At 63.4% G+C, this 18,438-nt stretch carries 15 protein-coding genes; 8 read left to right on the top strand and 7 right to left on the bottom strand.

The window, feature by feature from the left end:
* The first annotated feature begins 38 nt into the window (after positions 1–38).
* Entirely contained in the window at positions 39–701 is a 663-nt protein-coding gene (locus RAC97_RS01205) for a lipopolysaccharide kinase InaA family protein (protein WP_375098855.1), read from the top strand.
* Here the strand turns inward: RAC97_RS01205 and RAC97_RS01200 are convergent.
* The 5 genes from RAC97_RS01200 to putP all read right to left on the bottom strand — a co-directional run bounded on the left by RAC97_RS01200 (position 698) and on the right by putP (position 7,373).
* On the bottom strand, positions 698–2,146 hold the full coding sequence (locus RAC97_RS01200; RefSeq protein WP_375098856.1) for a hypothetical protein: 1,449 nt from the start codon (positions 2,144–2,146) through the stop codon (positions 698–700). The genes RAC97_RS01205 and RAC97_RS01200 overlap by 4 nt on opposite strands.
* A gap of 40 nt (positions 2,147–2,186) precedes the next feature.
* On the bottom strand, positions 2,187–3,089 hold the full coding sequence (locus RAC97_RS01195; protein ID WP_375098857.1) for a glycosyltransferase family 2 protein: 903 nt from the start codon (positions 3,087–3,089) through the stop codon (positions 2,187–2,189).
* The gene (locus tag RAC97_RS01190) at positions 3,076–4,830 is read right to left on the bottom strand and encodes a carbamoyltransferase (RefSeq protein ID WP_375098858.1); all 1,755 of its coding nucleotides are present in this window, start codon (positions 4,828–4,830) and stop codon (positions 3,076–3,078) included. Before RAC97_RS01190 ends, RAC97_RS01195 begins: the two co-directional genes overlap by 14 nt.
* A gap of 120 nt (positions 4,831–4,950) precedes the next feature.
* Positions 4,951–5,787 carry a 23S rRNA (adenine(2030)-N(6))-methyltransferase RlmJ gene (locus RAC97_RS01185; RefSeq protein WP_375098859.1) on the bottom strand — a complete coding sequence of 279 codons (837 nt, stop codon included), beginning with the start codon at positions 5,785–5,787 and terminating at the stop codon, positions 4,951–4,953.
* A 107-nt stretch (positions 5,788–5,894) separates the two neighbouring features.
* Positions 5,895–7,373 (bottom strand): sodium/proline symporter PutP, encoded by a 1,479-nt coding sequence (putP, locus tag RAC97_RS01180; protein WP_375098860.1) that lies wholly within the window; start codon positions 7,371–7,373, stop codon positions 5,895–5,897.
* A gap of 73 nt (positions 7,374–7,446) precedes the next feature.
* Between putP and RAC97_RS01175 the strand changes: the two genes are divergently transcribed.
* Together RAC97_RS01175 and putA are read left to right on the top strand one after the other, a co-directional pair.
* A complete protein-coding gene (locus RAC97_RS01175; RefSeq protein ID WP_375098861.1) occupies positions 7,447–7,599 on the top strand; it encodes a hypothetical protein in 153 nt (50 codons plus the stop codon).
* Between the two features lie 131 nt (positions 7,600–7,730).
* The gene (putA, locus tag RAC97_RS01170; protein WP_375098862.1) at positions 7,731–11,681 is read left to right on the top strand and encodes a trifunctional transcriptional regulator/proline dehydrogenase/L-glutamate gamma-semialdehyde dehydrogenase; all 3,951 of its coding nucleotides are present in this window, start codon (positions 7,731–7,733) and stop codon (positions 11,679–11,681) included.
* A 111-nt stretch (positions 11,682–11,792) separates the two neighbouring features.
* Here putA and RAC97_RS01165 read toward each other — a convergent pair whose 3' ends face one another.
* Together RAC97_RS01165 and RAC97_RS01160 are read right to left on the bottom strand one after the other, a co-directional pair.
* The gene (locus RAC97_RS01165; protein WP_375098863.1) at positions 11,793–12,062 is read right to left on the bottom strand and encodes a DUF3077 domain-containing protein; all 270 of its coding nucleotides are present in this window, start codon (positions 12,060–12,062) and stop codon (positions 11,793–11,795) included.
* A 136-nt stretch (positions 12,063–12,198) separates the two neighbouring features.
* Positions 12,199–12,441, bottom strand: a complete 243-nt coding sequence (locus RAC97_RS01160; RefSeq protein WP_375098864.1) for a hypothetical protein — start codon at positions 12,439–12,441, stop codon at positions 12,199–12,201.
* 392 nt (positions 12,442–12,833) lie between these two features.
* Here RAC97_RS01160 and RAC97_RS01155 point away from each other — a divergent pair, with 392 nt between their 5' ends.
* The 5 genes from RAC97_RS01155 to RAC97_RS01135 all read left to right on the top strand — a co-directional run bounded on the left by RAC97_RS01155 (position 12,834) and on the right by RAC97_RS01135 (position 18,332).
* Complete coding sequence (locus tag RAC97_RS01155) at positions 12,834–13,007, top strand: hypothetical protein (protein WP_375098865.1); 174 nt, start codon at positions 12,834–12,836, stop codon at positions 13,005–13,007.
* A 159-nt stretch (positions 13,008–13,166) separates the two neighbouring features.
* Complete coding sequence (locus RAC97_RS01150; protein WP_375098866.1) at positions 13,167–13,610, top strand: hypothetical protein; 444 nt, start codon at positions 13,167–13,169, stop codon at positions 13,608–13,610.
* A 115-nt stretch (positions 13,611–13,725) separates the two neighbouring features.
* Positions 13,726–15,528, top strand: a complete 1,803-nt coding sequence (locus RAC97_RS01145; protein ID WP_375098867.1) for an acyl-CoA dehydrogenase — start codon at positions 13,726–13,728, stop codon at positions 15,526–15,528.
* A gap of 30 nt (positions 15,529–15,558) precedes the next feature.
* Complete coding sequence (locus RAC97_RS01140) at positions 15,559–17,001, top strand: TldD/PmbA family protein (protein ID WP_375098868.1); 1,443 nt, start codon at positions 15,559–15,561, stop codon at positions 16,999–17,001.
* On the top strand, positions 17,001–18,332 hold the full coding sequence (locus tag RAC97_RS01135) for a TldD/PmbA family protein (RefSeq protein ID WP_375098869.1): 1,332 nt from the start codon (positions 17,001–17,003) through the stop codon (positions 18,330–18,332). The genes RAC97_RS01140 and RAC97_RS01135 overlap by 1 nt, the downstream gene beginning before the upstream one ends.
* The last annotated feature ends 106 nt before the right edge of the window (positions 18,333–18,438 follow it).

Below are 18,438 nucleotides of genomic sequence, written 5' to 3'. Positions count from 1 at the left end.
TCAGATAAGATAACCGGCTTGGTTATCGGAGGTTACTCATGCAAGCACTGGATCATTCCACCTACCTGGCTTTACGCGAAGGCGCCCAGGTACTGGAGGCCGACGGTTCCGGCGACAAGGTGCTGCGCTTGCGTGATGGCCGAATGCTCAAGCTGTTCCGGCGCAAACGCCTGCTCAGCTCGGCGCTGTTCTTCCCCTACGCCGAGCGGTTCGCACACAACGCAAGCACCCTCGCCAGCCTGGGTATCCCCAGCCCGGAAGTGATCGCCACGTACCGCATTGCCAGCATTGCCCGTGACGCCGTGTACTACCAGCCACTGCCAGGCCAGACCTTGCGTCAGCTGCTGGATGATGCGGCCCAGGCCCAGGCGCTGCGCCTGCAGCTAGGGCGCTTTGTAGCGCACCTGCACGAGACCGGGGTTTACTTTCGTTCGCTGCATCTGGGCAATGTGGTGCTTACGCCCGACCAGGAACTGGGGTTGATCGACATCGCCGACCTGCGCCGCCAGCGCCGCGCACTGCGCGATAGCCAGCGCGAACGCAACTTCCACCACATGCTGCGCTACCCGCAGGACCGTCAGTGGCTGCTGGGCGAGAATGCGGGGGAAACCTTCCTGCAAGGCTATCGCCAGGAAATGGAACGGGGCCAAAACAGGCCCCGTCCACGTCTGCTGAACAACCTGCGGCAGTTGCTTGGCTAGCGACCGATTACCAGCACGGTAGATTTCTTGCGATTGGCGAAACTCGCCAGTACGCGCATCTGGTGCTGCTCAAGCCACGCGGTGAGCCACGGCTCGTCTGGACGACCCTCCAAGACGAAGTAGCTGTAGCGGCGGGCTGCGTCATCATGAATGACTTCAGCCTGCGGCAGGGAGGTCACGTAGCCGCGCCCCGCGTAGTAGCTGACCCGACCATCATCGTAGTAAACCTTGGCCTTGGGGTCGATGTTGGCGGCAACCCAATGCCCTGCCTCGATCAGATGGGTTTTGCGTGCCCCCGTGGAAATGACGTTGGAGACCATCACCAGCAACCCCACCACCACCAGCACCTTGCCCAGACGGGGGAAATGGCTTGCGAAATGCCACGCCCCCACCGCCAGCAACGGTACTACCAACAGGTTGAGGAAGCTCAAGTAACGACCGTTCATGAACTGCATGCTGATGAAGAACAACATCAGCACCGTCAAGTACATCAGAGCCGCCCAGGCAAACGCCTGGTAATCGCGCAAGTAGGTACGCAGCGCCTGCCAGCTTTCGCGTCGCAGGAAGGGTAGCGAGAAGGGACCGGTCAACGACACGAACTGGATAAGCAACGCCGCAAGCATGCCGAAGAATATGATTCGACCGGTTTCGTCGCGTGAATACTTGTAGGTCATGCTGTCGCCCAACTGGTCAGCCACTTGACGCAAAGCGAAATACACCTGCCTCGGGTCAATCAACTCGAGGTAATCCTCAAGCCGCGTCGAGGTGATTTCACCCTTGGCCAGCAAGACCACCAACCCAGCGCTGCCAGCTACCAGCGGCAGGACGATGAACTGGGCCAGACGCCTCATTCCTTGAGGTTCGCGCAGCCCTACCACTAGCCAAAGCACCAAGGCCACCTCCAGCATCAATGCCTCGAGCCGGAACAGTATCGCCAGACCTATCGCCAGATGGACAGCGGCCGCGCGCAGCCATCCGCCTCGTAACTGCCAGCGCATGACCAGCCACAACGCCAGGACACAGAAAAACCAGAACCCGTACTCACGGATGATGTCATTGCGGAACTGGTTTACCGCCGGCATCGCCAGAACCACCAGGCAGGCCCAGCCTGCGGCGGCCGGGACACGCTGACGCACGACATCTACCAGCAAGGCGCACGTACCGGCCATGAATAGCGCGCACCACAGATAGGCACACCACTCCAACGGCAGGCGCAGAACCATGTGGCTTGCCGCAAGCAGGTAGGTAAACCAAGGCCAGTTGAAAAGCTGCCAGGCCACCTGCGGCCCTTCCTGGCTGACGCGCTCGGCGATAGTCATATAGAACGATGCGTCGCGACCAAGCGTACCCGCGCCCAGCACAGCTACCAACGAAAGCAAAAGGCTGGCGAAAAACGCCAGCCTTACAGGGTACTCGCCAACAATTTTTGAAACGAACTTGCCCACTCCAACATCCTTTCCGTCAACAGCAGTCCCAATGAACCCCTTAAGCCATCACCAACCGCGATGCCTTGCGCAAATATGACCAGCGCATCGCCTGAGTCGGACTCAGCCGCAGCGCATGGCCATAGAAGCGCCGCGCAGCAGTACGGTCACCCGACAGCAGCGCTGCGCGGAACAACGAAAGGTAGCGCTGAGCCCGGTAGCGCCCCCTCAGTTCCTGACACTCAGCCGGCAAACTGGCAAATACCTCGTCGACCAGCGTCATCGCGTAGGCTTCTTCGTTCTCGCGGTTGTGCCGCTGGCTGTCCGGGTGCTTGTGAATCCGCGCCAGGGGCACATCGGTGGTGACCACCTTGGCGTTGACCACCAGGAAGGCGAACACTGGAATGTCTTCGCTGGTACGCAAGTTCTCGGGGTATGGGCGACGCAGCAACAGATCACGGGCGAACAGCGTGCAGCAATGCGAGACGGTAATGCGCTTGTCCAGCAAGTAGCTGCGCGCCAGCTCCTTGGCGCTGGCCTGCGGCACCGGCGTCGGCAGGCGCACGCGCTCCTTGCCGTCCGGGAATACCGAAATCTGCCCACCCAGCACCATGCCGGTGTCGGGGTTGGCGCGCAGCACTTCGCGCAATACCTCGATGGCACCGGGTACCAGCTCGTCGTCGGCATCAAGCAACAATACGTAGCGACCGCGCGCCTGGGCGATGCCCTTGTTGCGAGCGGCAGCGGCACCGGCGTTGGCCTGATCGATGACCTGCAACTGCGGGTGGCGGGCAACGTAACCCGCCAACACTTCCAGGGTGTTGTCCTTGGAACCGTCGTTGACCACGATCACTTCAAGGTCATCGGCCCATTGAGCAAACACCGAGTCCAGCGCCCGTGGCAGCAGCTTGCCGTAGTTGTAAGCCGGAATGACCAGGCTAATCAGTATTTCAGGAATCTTCATACTCTGGCGCACCCTCTTTGACCACAAGGATGTCTTCCATGATCAGATACTGCAGGTCGGACCCATAGAACATGTTCAGCGCGTCGGTCGGCGAGCAGATCATCGGTTCGCCACGACGATTGAGCGACGTGTTCAGCGAAACGCCATTGCCAGTCAGCGCTTCCAGCGCCTTCATCATGTCGTAGTAACGCGGATTGTACTCCCGCTTCAGCACCTGCGCACGGGACGTGCCGTCCTCGTGGACTACCTCCGGCACGCGGGTTTTCCACTCCTCGGCCACCTCGAAGGTAAAGGTCATGAAGGGCGCCGGGTGGTCGACCTTGATCATCTGTGGCGCGACGGTGTCGAGCATCGAGGGGCAGAAAGGTCTCCAGCGCTCGCGGAACTTGATCTGCTCGTTGATACGGTTGGCAACGCCCGGCACGCTCGGACAGCCAATGATCGAACGCCCGCCCAGGGCGCGCGGCCCGAACTCCATGCGGCCCTGGAACCAGGCCACGGGGTTGCCATCGACCATGATCTTGGCGATGCGCTCCGGCATGTCGTTGAGCTTGCGCCATTTCGGTGCGTTCGGGTGGCGGGCGCAGGCGGCGATCACGTCCTCGTTGGAGTACGCAGGGCCCAGATAGACATGCTCCATCTTCTCGACCGGCACGCCACGGGCGTGGGAAACGTAGGCCGCAGCCCCCACGGCAGTACCGGCATCGCCGGACGCCGGCTGCACGAACAGCTCCTTGAGGTCCGGGCGGGCGATGATCTTCTGGTTGAGCTTGACGTTCAGCGCGCAGCCGCCGGCGAAGGCCAGCTTGCCGGTTTCCTTGAGGATGTCGCCCAGGTAGTGGTCGATCATCTGCAACGCCAGCTTCTCGAACAGCGCCTGCATGCTGGCCGCGTAGTGGATGTACGGCTCGTCGGCGATGTCGCCCTCGCGCTTGGGGCCCAGCCATTCGATCAGCTTGGGCGAGAAGTAAAAGCCCTTGCCCTTCTCTTTATAGCGGCGCAGGCCGATGACGTTGGCGTAGTCGGTATTGATGACCAGCTCGCCATTTTCGAAGCTGGCCAGGCGCGAGAAGTCGTACTTGCTGGCATCGCCATAAGGCGCCATGCCCATGACCTTGAACTCGCCGTCGAGCATCTCGAAGCCCAGGAACTCGGTCATCGCGCCGTACAGGCCGCCGAGCGAGTCCGGGTCGAAGAACTCCTTGATCTTGTGGATCTTGCCGTTCTCGCCATAGCCGAAGAAGGTGGTGGCGTATTCACCCTTGCCGTCGATGCCGAGGATGGCAGTCTTTTCCTTGAAGCCTGAGCAGTGGTAGGCACTGGAGGCGTGGGCCAGGTGGTGCTCGACCGGCTCGATCTTGACCTTCTTGGGGTCGAAGCCCAGTTGCTCCAGGCACCAGACGATCTTCTTGCGGTAGCGCTTGTAGCGACGGTTGCCCATCAGGATCGCGTCCAGCGCGCGGTCCGGGGCGTACCAGTAGCGTTTCGCGTAGTGCCAGCGCGCCTTGCCGAACAGGCTGATAGGCGCGAAGGGAATAGCCACGACGTCGACGTCCGAAGGCTTGATGCCAGCCTGCTCCAGGCAGAATTTCGCCGACTCGTAGGGCATGCGGTTCTTCGCATGCTTGTCACGCACGAAGCGCTCTTCTTCGGCGGCGGCAATCAGCTTGCCGTCGATGTACAGGGCCGCGGAAGGGTCATGGCTAAGGGCGCCGGACAGGCCAAGAATCGTCAATGCCAAGGGTTCAGCCTCTTCATTCGCTAGGGATGCGCCGGCGGCCTCATGGGCGGGCGGCGGCTAAAGGGCGCGATTATAACGCAAACATAGACGGCAAACTGCCCCCGCCGCTAACCAGACACTTCACTCGGCGATCAGCCAGTCAAGCCGGTGGCTGCCGGCGCTTTGCGCCAGTTCCTCGGCCAGCCAGGGCAGCAGCTCGCGCAGCTCGTCTTCCAGGCCCCATGGCGGGTTGGCGATGGCCAGGCCGGAGCCATTCAGGCCCTGAGGGCTGTCCTGGTGGTGCACGTACAGTTCGGCGCGCAGCAACTTGGGCGCCCCGGTACTGGTCAGGTCCTGGTAGAAACGCGTCAGCGAGCGCTGGTCCTTGATCGGGTACCAGATCGCCACGACGGTCTGACGCATGCGGCCGATCGCCTCTTTCATGGCCACGGTGCAGCGCTTCAGCTCGTCCGCCTGCTCGAACGGCGGGTCGATCAGCATGATCGCGCGCTTTTCCTGCACCGGCAGCAGGGCCCGCGGCACGTGCCAGCCCTCGCCCAGGTGCACGGTTACGCGCGGGTCTTTCTTCATGTTTTCCCGTAGCAACGGGCCGTCTTCGGGGTGTTTTTCGTTGAGCAGAGCGCGGTCCTGCTGGCGCATCAGGCGCCGGGCCAGCTCGGGGGAACCGGGATAGTAGCGCAGCTCGCCGTCCGAATTGAGGCGTTTGATGATGCGCAGGTAGTCGTCGGTGATGGCAGGCAGGTCGTCGCGATTCCACAGGCGAGCGACACCTTCGAGGTATTCACCGGTACGGTTCGCCTGGTCGCCCTGCAGGTCGTACAGGCCGAGGCCAGCATGGGTATCGAGGTAGGCGAAAGGCTGCTCCTTGCGCGACATCAGGGCGATGAGGCGGGTCAGCACGATATGCTTGAGGACGTCGGCGTGGTTGCCGGCGTGGAAGGCGTGACGGTAGTTCATGGCGGCTCCTGCGGGGGCCGGCAAGTTTACCTTGTCGTGCGGGAGCCGTCAGGTACGGCGGTCGAACGGCGGCGCCTGCTTCGCGGGCGCCGCCATGTCAACGGGTATTACTTGTCAGCGTGGTACGCCGCATCGGCGGTTTCGAAGCGCGAGACCATGCTGGTCGACGGACGACCTGCCTTGCTCACGAAAACGATGGCGAGGGTGGCGAACAGGAAGCCTGGAATGATTTCGTACAGCCCCAGGCCAACGTAGTTCTTCCACAGGATCACGGTCAGGGCACCGACGACGATACCGGCCAGCGCGCCATTGCGAGTCATGCCCTTCCAGAGCACCGAGAGCAGCACCACCGGACCGAAGGCGGCACCGAAGCCGGCCCAGGCGTAGGCCACCAGGCCCAGCACGCGGTTTTCCGGGTTGGCAGCCAGGGCGATGGCGATCAGCGCCACGGCCAGCACCATCAAGCGGCCGACCCACACCAGCTCACCCTGGGACGCATTCTTGCGCAGGAAGGCTTTGTAGAAGTCTTCGGTCAGGGCGCTGGAGCACACCAGCAGCTGGCAGCTCAGGGTGCTCATCACCGCCGCGAGGATGGCGGACAGCAGCACACCTGCAACCCACGGGTTGAACAGGATCTTCGCCAGTTCGATGAACACCCGCTCGTGGTTCTCGGTGACCGGGCCGGCCAGGTCAGGGTTGGCAGAGAAGTAGGCGATGCCGAAGAAGCCCACGGCGCAGGTACCGGCCAGGCACAGGATCATCCAGGTCATGGAGATGCGACGGGCGTTGGCGATCGACTTCACCGAATCAGCGGCCATGAAGCGCGCCAGGATGTGCGGCTGGCCGAAGTAGCCCAGGCCCCAGCCCATCAGCGAAATGACGCCGATGAAGGTAGCGCCGCGGAACATGTCGAAGTTGGCCGGGTTCACGGCCTCGATGGCAAGGAAGGTGGTGTCGAAGCCGCCGGTGGAAATCAGCACGATGATCGGGGTGAGGATCAGCGCGAAGATCATCAGCGCGGCCTGAACGGTGTCGGTCCAGCTCACCGCCAGGAAGCCCCCGATGAAGGTGTAGGCGATAGTGGCTGCAGCACCTGCCCACAGCGCGGTCTCGTAGGACATGCCGAAGGTGCTTTCGAACAGGCGGGCCCCAGCGACGATGCCGGAGGCGCAATAGATGGTGAAGAACACCAGGATGACCACGGCCGAGATGATGCGCAGCAGGCCGCTCTGGTCTTCGAAGCGGCTGGCGAAATAGTCCGGCAGGGTCAGGGCGTCACCGTTGTGCTCGGTCTGCACACGCAGGCGGCCAGCGACGAACAGCCAGTTCAGGTAGGCGCCGACGGTCAGGCCGATGGCGATCCAGGCCTCGGAAAGGCCCGACATGTAGATGGCGCCCGGCAGGCCCATCAGCAGCCAGCCGCTCATGTCGGAAGCGCCGGCGGAGAGTGCGGTGACCACGCTGCCCAGGCTGCGACCGCCCAGGATGTAGTCGGAAAGGTTCTTGGTGGAGCGGTAGGCCATGAAGCCGATCAGCACCATTACCGCGATGTAGATCACGAATGTGACCGTGATTGGATTGCCCATGAGTTGTGCCCTGGCGTTGTTTTTATCTCTTGCGACCGCTTGATGAGTCGGTTGCACCCAGGCGGCGCATGCTATGCAACAACCTGAACAAGGTGCAACCATTTTTCATTTGCAAGTTGCACCTCACCGCCACTTTTCCGATAAAACCGCTTTCTTGCTCCAAAAGGCAGCAGCAGCTGCACTTTCTTATAAGAAAACGCACCGCAAACGCCCCTTTTTAGCGTAGGGAAATAGCTGTCGGACGAGTTGCACCTGTTCTAATCCGATTTCGGGTTGCACCCGGTTGCACCTGAAAACTCCTACAGCTAATCTTGCATCCAGCTTAGGCCACCGCCGTGGCAATAACGAGGATAAGAAATGGCGACGACCACCCTTGGGGTCAAACTCGACGACCCAACCCGTGAGCGACTCAAAGCCGCTGCGCAGTCCATCGACCGCACACCGCACTGGTTGATCAAGCAAGCGATCTTCAACTACCTGGAGAAGCTCGAGGGTGGCGCCACCCTGAACGAACTCAATGGCCAGGCTGCCGCGCTCGGCGATGACGCTGGCGAAGTGCCTGCTGACCATGCCCACCAGTGTTTCCTGGAGTTCGCCGAAAGCATCCTGCCGCAGTCCGTACTGCGCGCGGCCATCACCGCCGCCTACCGTCGCCCTGAGCAGGAAATGGTGCCCATGCTGCTGGAGCAGGCGCGCCTGTCGGCACCGCAGGCCGAAGCCACCAACAAGATGGCTGCCGGCCTTGCCGACAAGTTGCGCAACCAGAAGAGCGCCAGCGGCCGCGCCGGTATCGTCCAGGGCCTGTTGCAAGAGTTCTCGCTGTCGTCCCAGGAAGGCGTGGCGCTGATGTGCCTGGCCGAAGCGCTGCTGCGAATCCCCGACAAAGGCACCCGTGATGCGCTGATCCGCGACAAGATCAGCAATGGCAACTGGCAACCGCACTTGGGCAACAGCCCCTCGCTGTTCGTCAACGCCGCCACCTGGGGCCTGCTGCTGACCGGCAAGCTGGTGTCCACCCACAATGAGTCCGGGCTGAGCTCCTCGCTCACCCGCATCATCGGCAAGAGCGGCGAGCCGATGATCCGCAAGGGCGTGGACATGGCCATGCGCCTGATGGGCGAGCAGTTCGTCACCGGCGAGACCATCGCCGAAGCCCTGGCCAACGCCAGCCGCTTCGAGTCCAAGGGCTTCCGCTATTCCTACGATATGCTCGGAGAAGCCGCACTGACCGAGCACGACGCACAGAAGTACCTGGCGTCCTACGAGCAGGCCATCCACTCGATCGGCAAGGCCTCCCATGGCCGCGGCATCTATGAAGGCCCGGGCATCTCTATCAAGCTCTCGGCCCTGCACCCGCGCTACAGCCGCGCCCAGTACGAGCGCGTGATGAACGAGCTGTACCCGCGCCTGCTGTCGCTGACCCTGCTGGCCAAGCAATACGACATCGGCTTGAACATCGACGCCGAGGAAGCCGACCGCCTGGAGCTGTCGCTGGACCTGCTCGAGCGCCTGTGCTTCGAGCCGTCGCTCGCCGGCTGGAACGGGATCGGCTTCGTGATCCAGGCCTACCAGAAGCGCTGCCCGTACGTGATCGACTACGTCATCGACCTGGCCAAGCGCAGCCGCCACCGCCTGATGATCCGCCTGGTGAAAGGCGCCTACTGGGACAGCGAGATCAAGCGCGCCCAGGTCGAGGGCCTGGAAGGCTACCCGGTCTACACCCGCAAGGTGTACACCGACGTTTCCTACATCGCCTGCGCACGCAAGCTGCTGTCGGTGCCAGAAGCCATCTACCCGCAGTTCGCCACGCACAACGCCCACACCCTGTCGGCCATCTACCAGATTGCCGGCCAGAACTATTACCCCGGCCAGTACGAGTTCCAGTGCCTGCACGGCATGGGCGAGCCGCTGTACGAGCAGGTTGTAGGCAAGGTTTCCGAAGGTAAGCTGAACCGTCCGTGCCGCGTATACGCGCCGGTTGGTACCCACGAAACCCTGCTGGCCTACCTGGTACGTCGTCTACTGGAAAACGGCGCCAACACCTCCTTCGTCAACCGCATCGCCGACCATTCCATTTCCATCCAGGAACTGGTCGCCGACCCGGTCGCCAGCATCGAGCGCATGGCCACCCAGGAAGGCAGCGTCGGCCTGCCGCACCCGCGCATCCCGCTGCCGCGTGACCTGTATGGCAGCGAGCGGGCCAACTCGGCCGGTATCGACATGGCCAACGAGCACCGCCTGGCGTCGCTGTCCTGCGCCATGCTGGCCACTGCCCACAACGACTGGAAAGCCACCCCGCTGCTGGCCTGCGCTGCCAGCGAAGGCGCCGCTCAGCCGGTGCTGAACCCTGCCGACCACCGCGACGTGGTGGGCCATGTGCAGGAGGCCAGCGTCGCCGACGTCGACAACGCCATCCAGTGTGCACTGAACGCCGCACCAATCTGGCAGGCTACCCCGCCCGCCGAGCGCGCCGCGATCCTCGAGCGCACCGCCGACCTGATGGAAGCCGAGATCCAGCCGCTGATGGGCCTGCTCATCCGCGAAGCCGGCAAGACCTTCGCCAACGCCATCGCCGAAGTGCGCGAGGCCGTGGACTTCCTGCGCTACTACGCCGTGCAGGCGCGCAACGACCTGCGCAACGACGCCTGCCGTCCCTTGGGCCCAGTGGTGTGCATCAGCCCGTGGAACTTCCCACTGGCGATCTTCAGCGGCCAGATCGCCGCCGCCCTGGCTGCGGGCAACCCGGTCCTGGCCAAGCCTGCCGAGCAGACCCCGCTGATCGCCGCCCAGGCCGTGCGCCTGCTGCTGGAAGCCGGCATTCCTGAAGGCGTGCTGCAACTGCTGCCAGGGCGTGGCGAGACGGTCGGCGCGGGCCTGGTGGGCGACGAACGCGTCAAAGGCGTGATGTTCACCGGCTCCACCGAAGTCGCGCGACTGCTGCAACGCAACGTCGCCGGTCGCCTGGATGCCCAGGGCCGTCCGATTCCGCTGATCGCCGAAACCGGCGGGCAGAACGCGATGATCGTCGACTCCTCGGCACTCACCGAGCAGGTGGTGATCGACGTGGTGTCCTCGGCCTTCGACAGCGCCGGCCAGCGTTGCTCGGCCCTGCGCGTGCTGTGCTTGCAGGAAGATTCCGCCGACCGCGTGATCGAGATGCTCAAGGGCGCCATGGCGCAGAACCGCTTGGGCAACCCCGACCGCCTGTCCGTGGATATCGGCCCGGTGATCGACGCCGAAGCCAAGGCGGGCATCGAGAAGCACATCCAGGGCATGCGCGAGAAAGGCCGCACCGTCTACCAGGTGGCCGTCGCCGAAGGCGAAGAGATCAAGCGCGGCACCTTCGTGATGCCGACGCTGATCGAGCTGGAAAGCTTCGACGAGCTCAAGCGCGAGATCTTCGGCCCGGTACTGCACGTGGTGCGCTACAACCGCAAGCACCTCGACCAACTGATCGAGCAGATCAACGCGTCCGGCTACGGCCTGACACTCGGCGTGCACACCCGCATCGACGAGACCATTGCCAAAGTGGTGGACAACGTCAACGCGGGCAACATGTACGTCAACCGCAACATCGTCGGTGCCGTGGTCGGCGTGCAACCGTTCGGTGGCGAAGGCCTGTCGGGCACCGGCCCGAAAGCCGGTGGCCCGCTGTACCTGTACCGCCTGCTGTCGACTCGCCCGGCCGACGCCATCGCCCGCCACTTCGCGCGTGCCGACGGCGAAGGCAAGGCCGACACCACCCTGCACGACCAGCAGATCAAGCCGCTGCTCGCCCTCAAAGCCTGGGCTGGCAGCAACCAGCCTGAGCTGGCCGCGCTGTGCGACAGCTTCGCCGAGCAGTCGCAGAGCGGCATCACCCGCGTGCTGCCCGGCCCGACCGGCGAGCGCAACACCTACACCGTGCTGCCACGCGAACACGTGCTGTGCCTGGCCGACAACGAAGCCGACCTGCTGGCGCAGTTTGCGGCGGTGCTGGCGGTGGGCAGCTCGGCGGTATGGGCCGAGGGCGAACCAGCCAAGAGCCTGCGTGCACGCCTGCCGAAGGAGTTGCAAGGCAAGGTCAAGCTGGTGGCGGACTGGAGCAAGGATGAGGTCGCGTTCGACGCCGTCATCCACCATGGCGACTCCGACCAACTGCGCGGCATCTGCAAGCAGGTAGCCAAGCGTGCTGGCGCTATCGTCGGTGTGCATGGGTTGTCGAGCGGCGACCACCAGATTGCCCTGGAGCGCTTGGTGATCGAGCGGGCGGTGAGTGTGAACACTGCTGCGGCGGGGGGTAATGCTAGCTTGATGACTATCGGCTAAAACCCACTTACGCCATCGCGGGGCAAGCCCGCTGCCACAGGTACCGCGCCAACTCTCAGGCGGCGCAATACCTGTTGGGAGCGGGCTTGCCCCGCGACGTTTTGAGGGTGGTCAGTGCATCATGCCCAGCTCGGCATCATCCATCAGCGCCTTGGCCAGGGCGCTCAGGTAATGCGCTGCCCAGACCAGCTGCGGGTTGTCGTCCATCACCCCGCTCAGGGTCATGTCGCGCACGTAACCCATCAACTCCGAAGCCTGCTCGCGGGCATGCTGGCAGGAAATGCCGGGCTCGATGCAGAACAGCGGTTGGGTCATGTCTTCGCCTTGGTAGAACTTGGTCTTGCCGACGGTGGTTTTGAGGGTGGGGTCGTCTGTGCTCATGGTGGGTCTCCCTGAAATTTCCGGTGGCCCAACTGGCCCTTCGCGGGTAAACCCGCTCCCACAAGGACGGCGGTGAACCCTGTGGGAGCGGGTTTACCCGCGAAAGGGCCAGTACAGCCAATACATAAATGAAGGCCTAGTGCCGCGCCTGCGGCGGCGCCGACATCTGCACCTGGATCAATGCCGATTCGAGCAACACACGCAGCGACTCAAGTTCATGCATCGATGCCGTCATCAGGATCGAGCCATGCGACCTGGGCTGGAGACGAACGGCTTGCTGGGCGACGGTCAGCGCGCAGAGGGCGTATTCCGTGGCCTGGATGAGGGTATCTTCGAGGGAGTGATGGTTGTGGGGTGGGTCGGGGACTGTCTTCAGCATCTTGGGGTACCTGATAAGGGCCACCACACGCCGGCTGTCAAACAAGAGGGTGGCAGCTGTACATAGGTTGACAGACCGGTAGATATCCCAGAACCCGGCGCACACGAAGTGCCCCATGCACAGCCGCCATATAAGGCAAAGCCATCGGGATAGACCTAGTTCGGCCTGTCAAAGCCGGTCGTTGATTCGCAACGACTGCCGGAGACTAGAAGCCAACCCAGACCACCGCAATGGCTCAAAGGGGCTTGAGAGCATGTTTGGGAAATGGACTACAAGGAATAAGGAAAATCTTAAGAAACCTCTGATTTTAGCGCTCATACGCTGACAAATCGGCGGTTCAGCTATAGAGTGGCAGCCATCCCATCCCGCCTTAACGCCCCCTGGAGGTCGACATGACTGCCAAAGTCGCCAACAAGCCCAAAGCTGATAACCCTCACCTCGAGGCCGCCCAACGCATCAGCCAACTGGCTCAAATACTCGCCAACGATCCCTCCGAGGCCAAGGCGTTTCTCGCTACAACGGGAATGTTCACCAGCAAAGGTGAACTCAAGGCAAATTTCCGCTGAATGTATAGACAGCTCCCCTCTTTCGTCCTCGGGTTCCACGGTTGTGACCGAAAAATCGGTGAAGCTATCCTAGCTGGCGATCGAGTATCGCCAAGCGTAAACGACTATGACTGGCTAGGTGCAGGCGCCTACTTCTGGGAAAACAGCCCGGAGCGCGCATTGAGCTATGCCCATCGCATCAAGCAGCACAAGCGTGGCCAAGGCTCTATCAAAGACCCATATGTTGTTGGAGCAGTGATCAATTTAGGCCTCTGTCTTAACCTGACAGAAGAAGGAGCCCTGCAAGAGCTTGCAGCGGCTTACCACCTTCTAGCGTCAAGCACCGATACGCTTCCTGAGAACAAACCAGGCTTCACCGGCGATACCGATAATCTCAAGCGCTTTCTAGACTGCCTTGTTTTCCAGTCACTTCACTCCGCTCGCGAGGTCGTGGACCTAGAGCCGTATCATTCGGTTCGCTCGCCCTTCCTCGAAGGGCCAAGCCTCTACCCAGGCACAGCTTTTCGGCAAGAAACCCACATTCAGCTTTGTGTACGAGAAGTCACCTGCATTAAGGGTTACTTTCGCCCACTGAACCCGGACGGAACGCTATTCCAGCCCTGATCGCCTCATGCTCGGGGCTGCCCGCATTGTGCCCTGCCATCAGCTGAATCAATCATGGTGGTAAGCACCGCCAGCCAATCCTAGACTCGCCCCACGCCTGCCTAGGAATGTCGACATGTCCGATACCCTGCTCAACCCCCGCAACCTCGCCTTCGAACTCTACGAAGTCCTCGACGCCGAAGCCCTCACCCAGCGCCCGCGCTTCGCCGAGCACAACCGCGAAACCTTCGACGCCGCGCTTGCCACCGCCCGCACTCTGGCCGAAAAGCTCTTCGCACCGCACAACCGCAAGGCCGACGAGAACGAGCCGCGCTATGTGGACGGCCGCGCCGAGCTGATCCCGGAAGTGAAACCCGCCGTCGACGCCTTCCTCGACGCCGGCTTCCTCAACGCCAACCGCGACTTCGAAGTCGGCGGCATGCAACTGCCCAGCCTGGTGTCGCAAGCCTGCTTCGCCCACTTCCAAGCGGCCAACGCGGGCACCACGGCCTACCCCTTCCTGACCATGGGCGCCGCCAACCTGATCGAAAGCTTCGGCACCGTTGAACAGAAACGCCTGTACCTGCAACCGATGATCGAAGGCCGCTATTTCGGCACCATGGCGCTCACCGAGCCCCATGCCGGTTCGTCGCTGGCCGACATCCGCACCCGCGCCGAACCCGCAGGCGACGGCAGCTATCGCCTCAAGGGCAACAAGATCTTCATCTCCGGCGGCGACCACGAACTCTCCGACAACATCGTGCACATGGTGCTGGCCAAGCTGCCTGACGCCCCCGCCGGGGTAAAAGGCATCTCACTGTTCATCGTGCCCAAGTACCTGGTCAATGAAGACGGCACCCTGGGCGAGCGCAACGATGTGCTGTTGGCCGGGCTGTTCCACAAGATGGGCTGGCGCGGCACCACCTCCACCGCGCTGAACTTCGGCGACAGCGGCCAGTGCGTCGGCTACTTGGTCGGCCAGCCGCACCAGGGCCTGGCGTGCATGTTCCAGATGATGAACGAGGCACGTATCGGCGTCGGCATGGGCGCGGTGATGCTCGGCTATGCCGGCTACCTGTACTCGCTGGAGTACGCCCGTCAGCGTCCCCAGGGCCGCCTTGTGGATAACAAGGACCCGGCCAGCCCCGCCGTGCCGATCATCGCCCACACCGATGTGAAGCGCATGCTGCTGGCGCAGAAGGCCTACGTGGAAGGCGCCTTTGACCTCGGCCTGTACGCCGCACGGCTGTTCGACGACACCCAGACCGCCGCCGACGACAACGCCCGCCGCCAGGCTCACGAGCTGCTCGACCTGCTGACCCCGATCGTCAAGTCGTGGCCTTCGGAGTACTGCCTGAAGGCCAACGAGCTGGCGATCCAGATTCTCGGCGGCCACGGCTACACCCGCGAATACCCGGTGGAGCAGTACTACCGCGATAACCGGCTGAACCCCATCCATGAAGGCACCCATGGCATCCAGTCCCTCGACCTGCTGGGCCGCAAGCTGGCGCAGAACGGCGGCGCTGGGCTCAAGCAACTGATCCGCCTGATCGCCACCACCTGCGAGCGCGCCAGCCATCACTCCAACCTCGACGCACTGCGCCAGCCTTTGGAACACCTGGTCAACCGCCTGCAAGCGGTAACCCTGGCGCTGCTCGGCGACCTGGCCCAAGGCAAGGTCGCCGGTGCCTTGGCCAACTCGGCGCTGTACCTCAAGGCCTTCGGCCACTGCGTGGTCGGCTGGCGCTGGCTGGAGCAAGCGATTCATGCCGAGCTGGGCTTGCTCAAGGGCGTCGAGGCCGACCGCAACTTCTACCAGGGCAAGCTGCAGGCCGCGCGTTATTTCCTGACCTGGGAAGTACCTCCCTGCCATAATGACCTGGCATTGCTCGAGGCCCGCGACGATACCTGCCTCGCCATGCAGGAAGGGTGGTTCTAGGGGAGCCACCATTGACTGGGAGGTTCCCGCATGTTCGATTCCAGCGCCCTGCTGCGCCAGCGCTTCGCTGCGCTGCGCAGCAAGGCCGATGTGTTTTCCCTGCGTCATGTGAAGCAGTCGCACCAGGCGCTGTCGGTACGACGCAACGTGGCCGAGCCACCCTTCTTCAGCCAGGACGAAGGCGCGATGCTGACCGTGCGGGTCAATGGCGTGGAGGCTTACGCGGCCACCGCCGACCTGTCCCAGAGCGGCCTGCAACGCGCCCTGGAACAGGCCGAGGCCCTGGCGCGGGGCATCGCCGCCCACAACCTGCTCGACCTGCGCGAGCACACGGTGCCGAACCAGCGCCATGACCACCTCTCGCCCAACCTCGACCAGCCCCTGCCCAGCCTCGCCGAGTGCCTGGAGCTGCTCGCCGCCGAATCGGCCAGCGTGCCCAAGGACAGCCGCCTGGTGGACTGGCAGGCCAGCCTGGGCATCACCCGGGTCGAGCAAACCTATCTGAACAACGTCGGCGCCGAGCTGCGCCACGCGCAGCGGTTCCTGTTCCCAGGCCTTGCAGTCACCGCCAGCGATGGGCAGGACAGCCAGACCCGCAGCCTGGGCCGGGAGAACTTCGGCCAGCAAGGCGGCTTCGAAGTGATCCAGCGCTGCGGCCTGGTCGGTGCCGGCAAACGCATCGCCGACCAGGCCCTGCAACTGCTGCTGGCGCCCAACACCCCCAGCGGTGCGCGCGACCTGCTGCTGATGCCAGACCAGATGATGCTGCAGATCCATGAGTCCATCGGCCACCCGCTGGAGATGGACCGCATCCTGGGCGATGAGCGCAACTACGCCGGAACCAGCTTCGTCAAAGCCAGCGACTTCGGCCGGCTGCAGTACGGCTCGGCGCTGCTCAACGTCACCTTTGACCCTACCCTGGGCGAAGAACTGGCCAGCTACAGCTTCGATGACGACGGCACCCGGGCCAGCAAGCAGTTCCTGATTCAGAACGGCCTGTTGCTGCGCCCGCTGGGCGGTGCGCTGTCGCAGTTCCGCTCGGGCCTTTCGGGCGTAGCCAACAGCCGCGCCTGTGGCTGGAACCGCGCGCCCATCGACCGCATGGCCAACCTCAATATCGAACCCGGCGACCAGTCGCTGGAACAGCTGATCGGCGGTATCGAACGCGGCATCCTGATGCGCACCAACCGTTCGTGGTCCATCGACGATGCACGCAACAAGTTCCAGTTCGGCTGCGAATGGGGCCAGCTGATCGAAAACGGCGAACTCAAGGACGTGGTGAAGAACCCCAACTACCGCGGCATTTCCGCCAGCTTCTGGCGCAGCCTCGCAGCGGTAGGCGATGCCAGTACCTTCCAGGTGCTCGGTACGCCCAACTGCGGCAAGGGCGAGCCCAACCAGGTGGTGCGAGTGGGCCACGCCTCGCCTGCCTGCGTGTTCCGCCAGGTCGATGTATTCGGAGGAGACGCCTGATGAGCAGCCCCTACCAGCAACGCTTCGAACACCTGCTCGACAGCCTCAACGCCGCTCTCCAGCCCGGCGAGCAGTTCACCCTCGGCTACAGCGCCGAGCAGTCGCGATTCATCCGCTTCAACCACGCCAAAGTGCGCCAGGCCGGCGAAGTTGCCCAGGCCAGCGCGCTGCTGCGCCTGGTGTGCGATGGCCGCCAGGCCGAGCAGCAACTGACCCTCAGCGACGACCCGCAGCTCGACCGCCAGCACCTGCACCAAGCCTTGGAGCAACTGCGCCAGACCCTGCCCCTGCTGCCGCCAGACCCCTACCTGCAACTGGACGACGACGCCTGGCACAGCCACAGCCAGCAAGACCAGTCGCTGCCGGAGCTCGCTGAAGTACTGACGCTGATCGAACGCGAGGCCGGTGACCTGGACCTGGTCGGCATCTACGCCGCAGGGCCGATCTGCCGAGGCTTCGCCAGTTCGTTCGGGGCATTCGGCTGGCACCAGGCCAACAGCTTCAACATCGACTGGAGCCTGTTCCACGCCAACGGCCAGGCGGTGAAGGCCAATTACGCAGGCCAGGCCTGGAGCGCCACGGCGTTCGCCGCACGACTGCGCCAAGCCCGTGAGCAACTGGCATTCCTCGGCCGCCCGGCAGTCGCCCTCAAACCCGGAAGCTACCGCGCCTACCTGGCTCCGGCGGCGATGGAAGAGATTGCCGGCATGCTCGCCTGGGGTGGGTTCTCGGCCCAGGCGCTGGCCACCGGCAACAGCCCGTTGCAGCGTCTGTACAACGGCGATGTACGCCTGAGCCCGCTGGTGAGCTTCGATGAACAGGTCGCAGGCTCGCTGAGCCCGGCGTTCTCCAACGAAGGCTCGCCGCGCCAGGACTTGCGCCTGGTTTCGGAAGGCCGCGCCATCGAGCGCCTCACCTGCGCTCGCAGCGCCGCCGAGTTCACCCTGGCGGCCAATGGCGCCGACGGCCACGAGTCGCCCTGCGCCCTGAGCCTTGCGCCCGGCGCACTGGCCATGGCCGATGTGCTCGAGCGCCTGGGCACGGGGTTGTACATCAGCAACCTGTGGTACTTGAACTACTCCGACCTGCCCGCCGCGCGCATGACCGGGCTGACCCGCTTCGCCACCTTCTGGGTGGAAGGTGGGCAGATCCAGGGGCCGGTGAGCACCATGCGCTTCGATGACAGCCTCTACAACCTGCTCGGCGGCCAGCTGGAAGCCCTCACCCGCGAACGCGAGATGATCCTGTCGACCAGCACCTACGGGCAGCGCCAAACCGGATCGAGCCATTTGCCCGGGGCGTTGGTCAAAGCCCTGACCCTGACATTGTGATTGGCTGTACCGGCCTATTCGCGGGTAAACCCGCTCCCACAGGTATAGCGCCGCCCTCAAATGCAGCGCAGTACCTGTGGGAGCGGGTTTACCCGCGAATAGGCCA

Origin of the sequence: Pseudomonas sp. LS_2 (assembly GCF_042709235.1) — a bacterium.
In the GTDB taxonomy this organism is placed as follows: Bacteria; Pseudomonadota; Gammaproteobacteria; order Pseudomonadales; family Pseudomonadaceae; genus Aquipseudomonas.
This window is presented reverse-complemented; position numbering and strand designations above follow the sequence as displayed.